Annotated in this window: 15 protein-coding genes; 6 read left to right on the top strand and 9 right to left on the bottom strand. The window is 67.9% G+C overall.

The features are described from left to right. The 4 genes from QZ755_RS11170 to QZ755_RS11155 are packed head-to-tail and all read left to right on the top strand — an operon-like array spanning window position 1 to window position 3,354. Entirely contained in the window at window positions 1–945 is a 945-nt protein-coding gene (locus tag QZ755_RS11170) for a hypothetical protein (RefSeq protein WP_294322809.1), read from the top strand. Next, window positions 933–1,841: a transposase gene (locus QZ755_RS11165; RefSeq protein ID WP_294322807.1), complete on the top strand. Its 909-nt coding sequence runs from the start codon at window positions 933–935 to the stop codon at window positions 1,839–1,841. Before QZ755_RS11170 ends, QZ755_RS11165 begins: the two co-directional genes overlap by 13 nt. A gap of 33 nt (window positions 1,842–1,874) precedes the next feature. Next, complete coding sequence (locus QZ755_RS11160; protein ID WP_294322805.1) at window positions 1,875–2,525, top strand: response regulator transcription factor; 651 nt, start codon at window positions 1,875–1,877, stop codon at window positions 2,523–2,525. Window positions 2,526–2,556: 31 nt separating this feature from the next. Beyond that, complete coding sequence (locus tag QZ755_RS11155) at window positions 2,557–3,354, top strand: crotonase/enoyl-CoA hydratase family protein (protein WP_294322802.1); 798 nt, start codon at window positions 2,557–2,559, stop codon at window positions 3,352–3,354. A gap of 9 nt (window positions 3,355–3,363) precedes the next feature. Here the strand turns inward: QZ755_RS11155 and aguB are convergent, their stop codons facing one another. Genes aguB through QZ755_RS11140 form a run of 3 tightly spaced genes read right to left on the bottom strand, consistent with a single transcriptional unit; the run spans window position 3,364 to window position 5,533 of the window. Next, complete coding sequence (gene aguB / locus QZ755_RS11150) at window positions 3,364–4,209, bottom strand: N-carbamoylputrescine amidase (protein WP_294322800.1); 846 nt, start codon at window positions 4,207–4,209, stop codon at window positions 3,364–3,366. Between the two features lie 8 nt (window positions 4,210–4,217). Continuing rightward, window positions 4,218–4,568, bottom strand: a complete 351-nt coding sequence (locus QZ755_RS11145; RefSeq protein ID WP_294322798.1) for a DUF3147 family protein — start codon at window positions 4,566–4,568, stop codon at window positions 4,218–4,220. Beyond that, window positions 4,565–5,533 carry an agmatine deiminase family protein gene (locus tag QZ755_RS11140; protein ID WP_294322796.1) on the bottom strand — a complete coding sequence of 323 codons (969 nt, stop codon included), beginning with the start codon at window positions 5,531–5,533 and terminating at the stop codon, window positions 4,565–4,567. Before QZ755_RS11140 ends, QZ755_RS11145 begins: the two co-directional genes overlap by 4 nt. A 134-nt stretch (window positions 5,534–5,667) precedes the next feature. Between QZ755_RS11140 and fsa the strand changes: the two genes are divergently transcribed. After that, a complete protein-coding gene (gene fsa / locus QZ755_RS11135; protein WP_294322795.1) occupies window positions 5,668–6,321 on the top strand; it encodes a fructose-6-phosphate aldolase in 654 nt (217 codons plus the stop codon). Window positions 6,322–6,364: 43 nt separating this feature from the next. Further along, window positions 6,365–7,246, top strand: coding sequence for a tyrosine recombinase XerC (locus QZ755_RS11130; protein WP_294322793.1), 882 nt, complete (start codon window positions 6,365–6,367; stop codon window positions 7,244–7,246). 255 nt (window positions 7,247–7,501) lie between these two features. Here QZ755_RS11130 and QZ755_RS11125 read toward each other — a convergent pair whose 3' ends face one another. The 6 genes from QZ755_RS11125 to atpA all read right to left on the bottom strand — a co-directional run. After that, window positions 7,502–7,753: an ATP synthase F1 subunit epsilon gene (locus QZ755_RS11125; protein WP_055818430.1), complete on the bottom strand. Its 252-nt coding sequence runs from the start codon at window positions 7,751–7,753 to the stop codon at window positions 7,502–7,504. Between the two features lies 1 nt (window position 7,754). Then, window positions 7,755–7,937: a glutathione S-transferase gene (locus QZ755_RS11120; RefSeq protein ID WP_294322790.1), complete on the bottom strand. Its 183-nt coding sequence runs from the start codon at window positions 7,935–7,937 to the stop codon at window positions 7,755–7,757. After that, window positions 7,937–9,409, bottom strand: a complete 1,473-nt coding sequence (gene atpD / locus QZ755_RS11115; protein WP_294322788.1) for a F0F1 ATP synthase subunit beta — start codon at window positions 9,407–9,409, stop codon at window positions 7,937–7,939. The genes QZ755_RS11120 and atpD overlap by 1 nt, the downstream gene beginning before the upstream one ends. After that, entirely contained in the window at window positions 9,409–9,996 is a 588-nt protein-coding gene (locus QZ755_RS11110; RefSeq protein WP_294322786.1) for a hypothetical protein, read from the bottom strand. The genes atpD and QZ755_RS11110 overlap by 1 nt, the downstream gene beginning before the upstream one ends. Continuing rightward, window positions 9,993–10,871, bottom strand: a complete 879-nt coding sequence (locus QZ755_RS11105) for a F0F1 ATP synthase subunit gamma (RefSeq protein ID WP_294322784.1) — start codon at window positions 10,869–10,871, stop codon at window positions 9,993–9,995. Before QZ755_RS11105 ends, QZ755_RS11110 begins: the two co-directional genes overlap by 4 nt. 123 nt (window positions 10,872–10,994) lie before the next feature. After that, window positions 10,995–12,472, bottom strand: a 1,478-nt coding sequence (gene atpA / locus QZ755_RS11100; RefSeq protein WP_294322782.1) for a F0F1 ATP synthase subunit alpha, incomplete at its 5' end; no start/stop codon positions are given.

Here is a 12,472-nt window from a genome sequence, read left to right as displayed (position 1 = left end):
ATGCCGGGGCCGATCGACGACCGGTTGCGCGATGCGATCGCGGCGGCACGGGCGCGGTCGCTCGCGGTGGCGCGCGACTGGACCGACGAAGCGGCGCTTCGCGCGGTAACGACGCGCTTCGCCGACGCGACGACGCTGGCCGAGGGAGAGGCCGCGGCGCGCGCATTGGCGGAGGATGCGGGATGGGTGACGGCGTTGCTGGCCCCGTGGATCGCGCGCCTGCGGGACGATCCGCTGTTCGAACCGCCGTTCAAGAGCCAGCGCGACATGCTGCGTACCGGCATGGTGCTGGCGGAAACCCCGGTGGCGAGCGTGACGATGGCGGCGATCGATCCGCTTGCCCCGGCGGCGCGGGCGTTGCCCGATACGATCGTCGTCGGCGGGCGGGTATCGTGGACGCGGTATCTGCGCGGCGGGGATGCCCGGCTGTGGCGGTGGCGTGCGGATCGGATCGACGATCGCTGGCATGGCGGCATCGCCGCGCCGGCGCGACCGCTGGGGGTGCAGCCGCTGGCCGACGGCGCGGTGGTGCGGCTGGATGGCCGGTCCGATGCGATGTTGCTGGTCGATCCGGCGACGGCGGTCGTGTCGGTGACGATCACGCTGCGCCACGCGGCGGCGCCGTTCATGCGCGAATATGACCGCCGGTCCGGTGCGCTGGTCCGCGTCGCGACGCTGGACGACGGCGCCGCGCGCAGCACGATGCTGCTGACGCTGCTGCGCGAACTGGGGCAGGCGGACGCGGAGGTGTTCGACGCGCTGTCCCGCGATCCGGCCTTCTTCGTCCGCTGGGACGCAATGCGCGAATGGCTGGCCAGCGATGCGCGTGCCGCCTTGCCCCGGTTGCAGGCGATGGTTGACGATCCACATCCCGACGTCCGCGCCGCCGCACGGGCGATGCTGCCGGTCGTGGAGGCGCGGATGGAGCCGGCATGGCCCGCCTGATCGATCCGGGGGCCGGAGATGCGATCGGGTTGGACGATCTGATCGACCTGCTCGCCGCCGAACCGGTCGATGTGCGCGATGAAGACGCGTTCGCCTCACTGGGACCCGCGCTCGCCCGGCTGGGGCGCAACCGGACGTTCCTGGGCGAACTGGCGCTGGCCGAACTCAAGCAACGATGCCGGGGGCAGGTCGATGGCAATGCCTATGGCGCGCAGGTGCTGTTGCTGCGCCCGCCCGATGGCCGATTCGTGTTGCGCGCCAATTTCTGGCCGGCGGCACAGGACCGGGCGCTGCGCGCCGGCGGGCGAGGGGCCTATTTCTACGACCTGCCGCACGACCATAATTTCCCGTTCCTGACCGTCGGCTATCATGGTCCGGGCTATTGGAGCGACGACTACCGCTACGAGGTTACGGCCATCGACGGCAGCGTTGGAGAGGCGGCGGGGCTGCGTCATGTCGGGCGGTCGCGGCTCGATCCGGGCAAGGTGTTGCTGTACCGGATGCGGGACGACGTTCATGCCCAACTGCCGCCCGATGCGTTTTCGGTGTCGCTCAACATCCTCGGCTATGATGCGGCCCAGCCGTGGCTCGACCAGTATCGCTTCGACCTTCGCGGCAATACGATCGCGCAGGTGCTGACCTCCACCCCGGCGGAGGCGCTGGTGACGCTGGCGGTCGGCGCCGAGCTGCCCGATGCGCTCGACCTCGCCGAAGCCTTTGCCGCGCGCCATCCGTGCGAGCGGATGCGGATCACCGCGATCGATGCGCTGGTTCGGTCAGGCCCCGATCCGGCAGCGGCGCTGCACCGGGCGGCGGGGGATGCGTCGCGCCGGGTGGCGACCCATGCGCGGCATTTGCTGGCACAGATCGATCCGGATCGGACGCGGTTGCCGTAACGGGGAGCGGCGGGGCGGGTAAGGCCGTCGTCGATGCATGTCGTTGCCGCCCTCGATCCGGTTCCGGCGCTCGTCGTCCCGGCGCGGCGGCGCGGCATCGTGCTGCGCGCACTGGACGAGGCACCGCACGCTGTCGTGCGCCTCGCCCGCTGGCGACCGGGTGAGGGGTGCGCACCGGGGCGGCTGCACATGGTCCGGGCGGGTCAACGGTCGGTGCGGGCGATGTTGCTGGTCGACGATGCCGACGCGCTGGCTGCCGGGCTGGAGGCCGGCGCGGACGACGCGGTGCTGGAACGTGCGCACCCGGTCGAAATCATCGCGCGGATGCAGGCGCTGCTGCGCGGCGCACGGCATGACGGGGTGCTGACCATCGGCGACCTGACCATCGACCGCGCCACTCGCCGGGCGTCGCGCGGCGGCGTGGCGCTGCACCTGTTGCCGCGCGAATATGCAGTGCTGCTGTATCTGGCCGATCATGCCGGCAGCACGATGTCGCGCGAGGCGTTGTTGCAGGCGGTGTGGGATCGCACCTTCGATCCCGGTACCAATGTCGTGCAGGTGCAGATGTCGCGGCTGCGCGCCAAGCTGGACGCGGCTGGCCCGCCGCTGCTGCACACCGATCGCGGACGCGGCTATCGGCTGGGCGATCCGCCATGGCATCCATCGTCGGCGACCGATAGATAGGTCCCCAAACGAAACGGGATGGGGACGCCGCATGACTCGGGTGACGATAACGACCGTCGATGGCATCGCCGACGTGCGGCTGGCGCGCGGAGACAAGATGAACGCGATCGATCCCGCGATGTTCGACGCGCTGATCGATACGATCGACACGCTGCGGACGTCGCCGGCCCGTTGCGTCGTGGTATCGGGGGAGGGGCGTGCCTTCTGCGCCGGACTGGACATGGCCAGCATGGCGGCGGGGGCGGGGGCGGGGGCGGGGGCGGGGGCGGGGGGCCTCGACCTTGCGATCCGCAGCCATGGCATCGCCAACCGGGTGCAGCAGGTGGCGTGGGGCTGGCGGACGCTGCCGATGCCGGTGATCGCGGCGGTGCAGGGGCTGGCGTTCGGTGGCGGGATGCAGATCATGGCCGGAGCCGATGTGCGCATCGCCGCGCCCGACACGCGCTTCGCGATCCTCGAGACGAAATGGGGGCTGGTCGCCGACATGGCCGGTTTCGCGCTGTGGCGCGACGTGCGGGGCGATGTCTTGCGCGAACTGGCCTTTTCCGCGCGCGAGTTCACGGCGCAGGAGGCCCTGCGGGCGGGGTTCGTCACGCGGCTGGCCGATGATCCGCATGGCGCGGCGATGGTCCTCGCCCGCGCGATCGCGGCGCGCAGCCCCGATGCGGTACGCGCCGCCAAACGGATGGCGAACCTTGCCGACGACGCCGAAGCCGATACAATCCTTGTCGCCGAAAGCGCCGAGCAGCAGGCGCTGCTGGGCACGCCCAATCAGGTCGAGGCGGTGCGCGCGGGGATGGAGCGGCGGGCGGCGGTGTTTCGGGACTGACGACGGCCGTCAGATATCCTGCACCAGCCGCCCGTACAGTTCCGGTCGGCGATCACGGAAGAAGCCGAACGCCGCGCGGTGGCGCTTTACCCGATCGAGGTCGAAGGTCGCGGTGATGACGCCTTCTTCCTCGCGGTCCAGCTCGGCAACGATGTCGCCGCGTTCGTCGGTGATGAACGACGTGCCGTAGAAGGTCTGGCCATGCTCCACGCCGACGCGGTTGGCGGCGACGACCGGCACGACGTTCGACACCGCATGGCCGACCATCGCCCGGCGCCACAGCCGCGCGGTGTCGAGGCTGGTGTCATGCGGTTCGCTGCCGATCGCGGTCGGGAAGAACAGGACCTGCGCCCCCATCAGCATCAGTGCGCGGGCGGTCTCCGGATACCATTGGTCCCAGCAGATGCCGACGCCCAGCTTCGCCGGACCGTCCCACACCTTGAACCCGGTATTGCCGGGGCGGAAATAGAATTTTTCCTCATAGCCGGGACCATCAGGGATATGGCTCTTGCGATACACGCCCTGGATGCGGCCATCGGGGTCGATCATCGCCAGGCTGTTGTAATGATGCTGGCCGTCCAGTTCGAAGAAGCTGGTCGGGATCGCGATCTTCAGTTCGGCCGCCAGTGCCTGCATCGCCAGCACCGCCTTGTGCTCTCCCACCGGCTTCGCATTGGCGAACAGCCCTTCGTCCTCGACCCGGCAGAAATATTCGCCTTCGAACAATTCGGGCGGAAGCACGACCTGCGCCCCTTGCGCGGCGGCTTCGCGGACGAGGCGGGAGACATTGGCGATGTTGCGGTCGATATCGGCGGTGAAGCCGAGCTGGAGCGCGGCAACGGTGATGTCGGTCATGGACGGTCCTAAAGCGTGACGCCGAAACGGGCGGCGACGGGGATAGTGGCGAGATACAGCAGGATCGTGACACCGCAACCGGCGAGCAGCGCCCACCAGAAACCGATGCCGTGCCGCAGCAGTGCTGGCACGATCAGGAACATGGGAAGCGAGGGCAGCACATACCAGAAGGTCGCCTCCGCATGGTCTGCCAGCCGCACCGCGTCACCCGTGTCGCGCCACAGCCAGATCATGCCGAGCAGCGATACGAGCGGCAGCGACGCGACCAGCGCCCCCGCCGCCGGGCTGCGTCTGGCGATCAACGCCACGGCGGCGACGATCAGCCCCGACAGCGCGGCGCGGAGGGCAAAGGCGATCAAGCCGCCGGAATCTGCTGGCTGATGCAGTGGAAGCTGCCGCCGCCGGTCAGGATATGATCGGCGCGCAGTCCCACGACCTCGTGGTTCGGAAAGATTTCGGCAAAGGCGGCGACCGCCGCAGCGTCAGTCCCGGTGCCGTATAGTGGAACGACGACGGCGGCATTGCCGATATAGAAGTTCATGTGGCTGCCCGGAATGATCTCTTCGTCGGGCGACAGCACGCGACCGGGGGAGGGGACCAGCACCACCTCCACGCCGAACGCCTTCGCCCGTGCGGCGGCGTCCTGATAGATGCGCCAGTTGGGGTCGTTCTCCGCCGCTTGCGGGATCGCCAGCCGGTTCGGCCCGACGAAGCGGGCAAGGTTGTCGACATGGCCGTCGGTATGGTCGTTCAACAGGCCATCGCCCAGCCACAGCACCCGGTCATAGCCCAGATCCTCGCGCAGTCGCGTCTCGGCGGCATCGCGGTAGAAATGGTCGTTGCGGTTGGGGTTCAGCAGGCATTGCTCGGTCGTGACGACCAGCCCGGTACCATCACCGTCCAGCGCGCCGCCCTCGACCACCCAGTCATGGTCGGCCACCGTCATGCCGCGTTCACCGGCAAGGCGCAGGCCGATGTCGTCGTCGCCGGGCAGATCATATTTGCCGCCCCACCCATTGAAGCGGAAGCGGTGCGCAGTACCGTCGCCGCCGATGATCGGCCCGGTATCGCGCAGCCAGATGTCGCCGAACGGCTGGATCACGACCTCGGCAAAGGGCGCGCGCTGCCGTGCGTCGTCCGCCGCTTCGATGTCGGCAGCGACCAGCAGGATCGTCTCGCCCCGGCCATCGGCATGGACGGCACGGGCAAAGGCGACGACTTCGTCCCGCGCGGGGACGAGGTCCTCCTGCCACAGTTCGGCGTGGCTGGGATAGCCGATCCATACGGCGGCGTGGGGGGCCCATTCGGGTTTCGGCGGGATCATGCGCGCGGAAATAGTGGATCGTTGGCCGCAGGAAAAGAGCCTGCCGCACGTCGCTATCCCGGCAAACCTTGCCCCGGCGGCGGCGATGCGCGATGGGGCGGCCAGTGCCTCCCTCCGCCAGGAACCCGAGTCCCATGAAATTCTTCGTCGACACCGCCGATACCAACGACATCCGCGAACTGGCCGATACCGGCCTCTTGGATGGCGTTACCACCAACCCGTCGCTGATCCACAAGTCGGGCCGCGATTTCCTCGAAGTCGTCGCCGAAATCTGTTCGATCACCGACGGCCCGGTATCGGCCGAAGTGGTCGCGCTCGACCATGAAGGCATGATGCGCGAGGCTGAAATCCTGCGCAGGATCGCCGACAATGTGGCGGTCAAGGTGCCGCTGACCATCGACGGTCTGAAGACCTGCAAGGCGCTGACCGACGACGGCACGATGGTCAACGTGACCCTGTGCTTCTCCGCGAACCAGGCGCTGCTGGCGGCGAAGGCCGGCGCGACCTTCATCTCGCCGTTCGTCGGCCGGCATGACGATATCGGCTTCGACGGCATGGGGCTGATCAGCGACATCCGCCTGATCTATGACAATTACGATTTCGGCACCGAAATCCTTGTCGCCAGCGTCCGCCACCCGATCCACGTCCTCGAATCGGCCAAGCTCGGCGCAGACGTCATGACCGCACCGCCGTCGGTCATCCGCGCGCTGGTCAAGCATCCCCTGACCGACAAGGGCATCGAAGGCTTCATGGCCGACTGGGCCAAGTCGGGCCAGCAGATCGGCTGATCCGCATTCGACAGCGGCTGCGCCATGGCGCTATCAGGCGACCATGACGCAGCCGCTGCCGCTGGCTTTCGCCACCCACCTTTCCCGCGACCGCCGCCGCTCGGCACATACTGTCCGCGCCTATGCCGCGACCGCCGAGCGGCTGGTCGCGTTCCTGCAGGGCCATTGGGGCGGCGCGGTCGATGCGCCCGCGCTCCACCGCATCACCGCCGCCGACCTGCGCGCCTTCCTGGCCCATCGCCGCGAACAGGGGCTGGGCAATGCCGCCGCCGCGCGCGAATTGTCGGCGGTGCGGGCCTTCATCGCCTTTGCCGGCGGCGAGGCGCCGCCGCTGCGCGGTCCCCGCGTCGCGAAGAACGTTCCCCGCCCGATCTCGCCCGACGAAGCCGTGGCACTGGCCGGGGAAGTCGCCGACGCCGCTGCCGAGCCGTGGATCGGCGCGCGCGACTGGGCGATCCTGCTACTCCTCTATGGCGCGGGGCTGCGCATCGGCGAGGCGCTGTCGCTGACCGGACGGGCGCTGCCGTTGGGCGAGACACTGGCGGTGACTGGCAAGCGCGACAAGACGCGGATCGTCCCGCTGCTTCCTCCGGTTCGCGCGGCGGTGGACGCCTATGTCGCGCAGCAACCCTGGGGCACCGCGCGCGATGCACCGCTGTTCCGGGGGGCAAAGGGTGGTCCGCTCGATGCCGGCGTGGTGCGGAAGGCGGTACGCGTCGCGCGGGTAGCGCTGGGCCTGGGCGATCGCACCAGCCCGCACGCGTTGCGCCATAGCTTCGCGACGCATCTGCTGGGGCGGGGGGCGGACCTGCGCTCGCTACAGGCACTGCTCGGCCATGCCAGCCTGTCGTCGACGCAAATCTATACGGCGGTCGATGCCGCGCACCTCCTGGACGTGTATCGTAACGCCCATCCGCACGGGTAGGCGGATGGCGCGCCCGTCAGCTTGCCAATAGCGTCATTCCAGCGAAGGGTGGGATCTCTCGCTGATAGCACGGGGCAAGAACCGCTTGAGGCCCCAGGCTTCGCTGGGGCGACGTGCGTGGAGGGATTGCCGCCCCTGGGCGTCACCCCAGCGAAGGCTGCGGTCTCCTCGCAACTGCCACCCGCCCAAAACACAAGCGCCGCGCCGGATCATGGTCCGACGCGGCGTTCGCCGATATCGATATGCCGAAAAGCCTTACCCGGCCTGTTCGGCGAGGATCGTCAGCCCCTTGGCAGTCACCTCGGCAAAGCCGCCGCGGATCGCGATGCGCTCCGCCTCGCCCTTTTCGGTGCGCTGGATCAGGACGTCGCCGTCGCGGATCGTCGACATGAACGGGGCATGGCCCTCCAGCACGCCGAAGTCGCCTTCGGTGCCCGGCACGGTGACCATATAGACCGATTCCGAGCGCACCAGCTTTTCGGGGGTCACGAGTTCGAAGTGTAGCATGTCAGGGTCTCGTTTCAATCGCGCGGTCGAATGCGGCGGTTGCCGCGTCGAACTTGTCCCGGCAGCCGGGATTGCAGAAGCCGACCACCGCGCCGCGATACACCGTCAAGGCGTCGTCGCTGATCGGCTTGGCCGACCAGGGACAGACTTCGTTCACGGCATCCTCGCGGCGCAGCGCCGTCATCAGGCGTCCTGCGCCATCTTCTGCGCCTTGGCGACGACTTCGTCGATGCCGCCGACCATGTAGAAGGCCGATTCGGGCAGGTGGTCATATTCGCCTTCGACAACCGCCTTGAACGACTTCACCGTGTCTTCCAGCGCGACGAACTTGCCGCTGATGCCGGTGAAGACTTCGGCGACGTGGAACGGCTGGCTGAGGAACTTCTGGATCTTGCGGGCGCGGGCGACCGTGATCTTATCCTCTTCGCTCAACTCGTCCATGCCGAGGATGGCGATGATGTCCTGCAGCGACTTGTAGCGCTGTAGCAGCGACTGCACGGCGCGCGCCGTGTCGTAATGCTCCTGGCCGACGGTGCGCGGTTCGAGGACGCGGCTGGTCGAGTCGAGCGGATCGACCGCCGGATAGATGCCGAGTTCCGAGATCGCGCGGTTGAGCACGGTCGTCGCGTCGAGGTGGGCGAACGACGTCGCCGGCGCCGGATCGGTCAAATCGTCGGCGGGGACGTAGATCGCCTGCACCGAGGTGATCGAGCCCTTGTTGGTCGAGGTGATGCGTTCCTGCAGCGCGCCCATGTCGGTCGACAGCGTCGGCTGATAGCCCACCGCCGACGGAATGCGGCCGAGCAGCGCCGACACTTCCGAACCCGCCTGGGTGAAGCGGAAGATGTTGTCGACGAAGAACAGCACGTCCTGGCCTTCGACGTCGCGGAAATATTCGGCGATCGTCAGGCCCGACAGCGCGACGCGCGCACGCGCGCCCGGCGGCTCGTTCATCTGGCCGTATACCAGCGCGACCTTCGACCCTTCGCTCGTCGGATTGCCCTCGGCATCCTTGGCGATGACGCCCGCGTCGAGGAACTCGTGGTACAGGTCGTTGCCTTCACGGGTCCGCTCACCGACGCCCGCGAACACCGACGTGCCGCCATGGCCCTTCGCGATGTTGTTGATCAGTTCCTGGATCAGCACCGTCTTGCCGACGCCCGCGCCACCGAACAGGCCGATCTTGCCGCCCTTGGCGTACGGGGCGAGCAGGTCGATGACCTTGATGCCGGTGACGAGGATCGCGCTCTCGGTCGACTGGTCGATGAATTCCGGTGCCTTGGCATGGATCGGGGCGGTGGTTTCCGCGCCGACCGGACCACGCTCGTCGATCGGCTCGCCGACGACGTTCAGGATGCGGCCGAGCGTCTTCGGACCGACCGGCACCCGGATCTGCGAACCGGTGTCCTTGACCGACTGGCCACGGGTCAGGCCTTCGGTCGCGTCCATCGCGATCGTGCGGACGGTGTTCTCGCCCAGATGCTGCGCGACTTCGAGGACCAGCCGGTTGCCGTTATTGTCGGTTTCCAGTGCCGACAGGATGGCGGGCAGTTCGCCGTCGAACGTCACGTCGACGACCGCGCCGATCACCTGGCTGATGCGGCCGGTATTGTTGGTGCTGCCCTGCGGGGCGTAGGTGTCTGCGGCGGTTGCCATTACGGGTTCCTCGGGTGGCTGTCCCCGGCCTGGGGCGCGGGACGGGTAAAGGTCACGATCAGGCGACGTCCGCCGTCGATCGGTTCACGGGTAATTGTGTATTCCGCGCCGGGCAGATTGCCCGATGCGGGGCTTTCGGTGCGGATCGCCTGTTCGACGACATCCTGCCCCGGCAGCGCCATCGATGCCATCGGTCGGTTCACCCAGCGGATGAACTGGTCCTTTGCGAAAGGGCTGGAATCGAGGTTCACGATGTCGAGCGTGAAGCGCAGCTCGCCGATCCGCTGGGCATCGCCGGTCACGCTCAGGTTGGCGATGTTGACCGGCTTGATCGACGGATCGCCCATTGGCGTCGGTTGTGCCGTCGCGACGAACGCGCCGCCTTTCGGCGCATAGGCCGACAGGCGAAAGCCCATGCCGTTCAGCAACTCGATCGTGCGCGGGGCATCGCCCAGCACGGTGGCCCAGCCGCCGGTGACGAACGGCGTCGGCGTCGCGCGCGGCTTGTCCGCCGCCTTGTCGGCGGCAGGCTGGCCGCAGCCGGCCAGCGTGGCGACGAGCGCCAGCGGGACGGCAACACGGATCACAGCGCTTCGGCGCCCGAAATGATCTCGACCAGTTCGGTCGTGATCGCGGCCTGGCGGGTGCGGTTATATTCGATGGTGAGGCGGTTGATGAGGTCGCCCGCGTTGCGCGTTGCATTGTCCATCGCCGTCATCTTCGAACCCTGTTCCGACGCCGCATTTTCCTTCATCGCGCGATAGATCTGCACGGCGATGTTGGTCGGCAGCAGGCTGTCGAGGATCGCTTCCTCGCTCGGCTCATATTCCACCACGGCGTCGGCGGCAGGCGCCTTGGTCGCGTCGGGAATCTTGACCGGGATCAGCTGCTGCTCGGTCGGCTCCTGCGTCAGCACCGTCTTGAACGTGGCGTAGAACAGGTGCGCGACGTCGAATTCGCCCGCTTCGTAGCGGCGGATCAAGTCGTCGGCATAGCCCTTGGCATCGGCGAAGGTCAGCTTGCCCAGATCGCCCGGCTCGACCGCGTGGATGAAGCCGTCGCGGAACTGGCGTGCCAGCACCGCGCGGCCCTTGCGGCCGATGGTCAGGAACTTGACGGTCTTGCCCTGCTCCTGCAGCTCCAGTGCGCGACGACGGGCGAGGCGAGCGATGTTCGAGTTGAACGCACCCGCCAGCCCCTTGTCCGACGTCGCGACGACGAACAGGTGGACCTGATCGCGGCCGGTCCCGGCGAGCAGCGGCGAGCTGCCCTCGGTGATCTGCGCGGTGCTGGCGAGGCTGGCGACGACCTGCTCCACCCGCTGGGCATAGGGGCGACCGGCCTCGGCCGCCTCCTGCGCGCGGCGCAGCTTGGCGGCGGCGACCATCTTCATCGCCTTGGTGATCTTCTGCGTCGACTTCACCGAGCCGATGCGCAGTTTCAGGGCCTTGAGACTAGCCATTTGTCTTCCCTACTCCCTCTCCCCCTCGGGGGAGAGGGTCGGGGAGAGGGGGCTGTCGCAACGACCGGCCCCGCTCTGCCCCTCTCCCAACCCTCTCCCCTGCAGGGGGAGAGGGCTTTGATGTTACGCGAAGGTCTTCGCGAACTGGTCGAGCGCGGCCTTCAGCCCCGACTTCGCCTCGTCGCCCAGGTCCTTGGTGTCGCGGATCTTGGCCAGCACGCCCGAATGGTTGGCGCGCAGGTCCGACAGCATCGCCTGCTCGTACCGGGTCACGTCATTGACGGGCACCGTGTCGAGATAACCCTGCGTGCCGGCGAAGATCGATGCGACCTGTTCCTCGAACGGCATCGGCGAGAACTGCGCCTGCTTGAGCAACTCGGTCAGGCGCGCGCCGCGGTTCAGCAGCTTCTGCGTCGACGCGTCGAGGTCCGACCCGAACTGCGCGAACGCCGCCATTTCGCGATACTGCGCCAGCTCCAGCTTGATCGAGCCGGCGACCTTCTTCATCGCCTTGGTCTGCGCGGCCGAACCGACGCGGCTGACCGAGAGGCCGACGTTGATCGCAGGGCGGATGCCGGCGAAGAACAGGTCGGTTTCGAGGAAGATCTGGCCGTCGGTGATCGAAATCACGTTGGTCGGGATGTACGCCGACACGTCGCCCGCCTGCGTTTCGATGATCGGCAGCGCGGTCAGCGAGCCACCGCCATTGGCGTCCGACATCTTGGCGGCGCGCTCCAGCAGGCGGCTGTGGAGATAGAACACGTCGCCCGGATAGGCTTCGCGGCCCGGCGGACGGCGCAGCAGCAGCGACATCTGGCGATAGGCCACCGCCTGCTTCGACAGATCGTCGAACACGATCAAGCCGTGCATCCCGTTATCGCGGAAATATTCGCCCATCGCGGTGCCGGTGTAGGGCGCGAGATACTGGAGCGGGGCGGGGTCCGACGCGGTCGCGGCGACGACGATCGAATATTCCATCGCGCCGTTCTCTTCGAGCGTGCGCACCAGCTGGGCGACGGTCGAGCGCTTCTGGCCGACGGCGACATAGACGCAGTAGAGCTTCTTGCTCTCGTCATCGCCCGCATTCGCGGTCTTCTGGTTGATGAAGGTGTCGATCGCCACCGCCGACTTGCCGGTCTGGCGGTCGCCGATGATGAGTTCGCGCTGACCACGGCCGACCGGCACGAGGGCGTCGATCGCCTTCAGGCCCGACTGCATCGGCTCGCTGACCGACTGGCGCGGGATGATGCCCGGTGCCTTCACGTCGACGCGGGCGCGCTGTTCGCTGACGATCGGACCCTTGCCGTCGATCGGGTTGCCCAGACCATCGACGACGCGACCCAGCAGGCCCTTGCCGACGGGAACGTCGACGATGGTGCCGGTGCGCTTGACGGTGTCGCCTTCCTTGATCGATGCGTCCGATCCGAAGATCACGACGCCGACATTGTCGGCTTCGAGGTTCAGCGCCATGCCCTGGATGCCGCCGCCGAACTCGACCATTTCGCCCGCCTGGACGTTGTCGAGCCCGTGGATGCGGGCGATGCCGTCACCGACCGACAGCACCTGGCCGACTTCCGAAACCTGCGCTTCGGTGCCGAAAT

Source organism: uncultured Sphingomonas sp., assembly GCF_913776855.1.
Lineage (GTDB): Bacteria > Pseudomonadota > Alphaproteobacteria > Sphingomonadales > Sphingomonadaceae > Sphingomonas.
Note: the sequence above shows the minus strand (reverse complement) of the source record. Positions and strands in the feature narration are given on the sequence as shown.

What these genes read in the sequence shown, in the direction of transcription:
- fsa (WP_294322795.1), top strand. Translation starts at nt 5,668, where the DNA reads ATGAAATTCTTCGTCGACACCGCCGATACCAACGACATCCGCGAACTG.
- QZ755_RS11125 (WP_055818430.1), bottom strand. Translation starts at nt 7,753, where the DNA reads ATGCTACACTTCGAACTCGTGACCCCCGAAAAGCTGGTGCGCTCGGAA.
- atpD (WP_294322788.1), bottom strand. Translation starts at nt 9,409, where the DNA reads ATGGCAACCGCCGCAGACACCTACGCCCCGCAGGGCAGCACCAACAAT.
- QZ755_RS11120 (WP_294322790.1), bottom strand. Translation starts at nt 7,937, where the DNA reads ATGACGGCGCTGCGCCGCGAGGATGCCGTGAACGAAGTCTGTCCCTGG.
- QZ755_RS11170 (WP_294322809.1), top strand. Translation starts at nt 1, where the DNA reads ATGCCGGGGCCGATCGACGACCGGTTGCGCGATGCGATCGCGGCGGCA.
- QZ755_RS11165 (WP_294322807.1), top strand. Translation starts at nt 933, where the DNA reads ATGGCCCGCCTGATCGATCCGGGGGCCGGAGATGCGATCGGGTTGGAC.
- aguB (WP_294322800.1), bottom strand. Translation starts at nt 4,209, where the DNA reads ATGACCGACATCACCGTTGCCGCGCTCCAGCTCGGCTTCACCGCCGAT.
- QZ755_RS11155 (WP_294322802.1), top strand. Translation starts at nt 2,557, where the DNA reads ATGACTCGGGTGACGATAACGACCGTCGATGGCATCGCCGACGTGCGG.
- QZ755_RS11140 (WP_294322796.1), bottom strand. Translation starts at nt 5,533, where the DNA reads ATGATCCCGCCGAAACCCGAATGGGCCCCCCACGCCGCCGTATGGATC.
- QZ755_RS11105 (WP_294322784.1), bottom strand. Translation starts at nt 10,871, where the DNA reads ATGGCTAGTCTCAAGGCCCTGAAACTGCGCATCGGCTCGGTGAAGTCG.
- QZ755_RS11160 (WP_294322805.1), top strand. Translation starts at nt 1,875, where the DNA reads ATGCATGTCGTTGCCGCCCTCGATCCGGTTCCGGCGCTCGTCGTCCCG.
- QZ755_RS11130 (WP_294322793.1), top strand. Translation starts at nt 6,365, where the DNA reads ATGACGCAGCCGCTGCCGCTGGCTTTCGCCACCCACCTTTCCCGCGAC.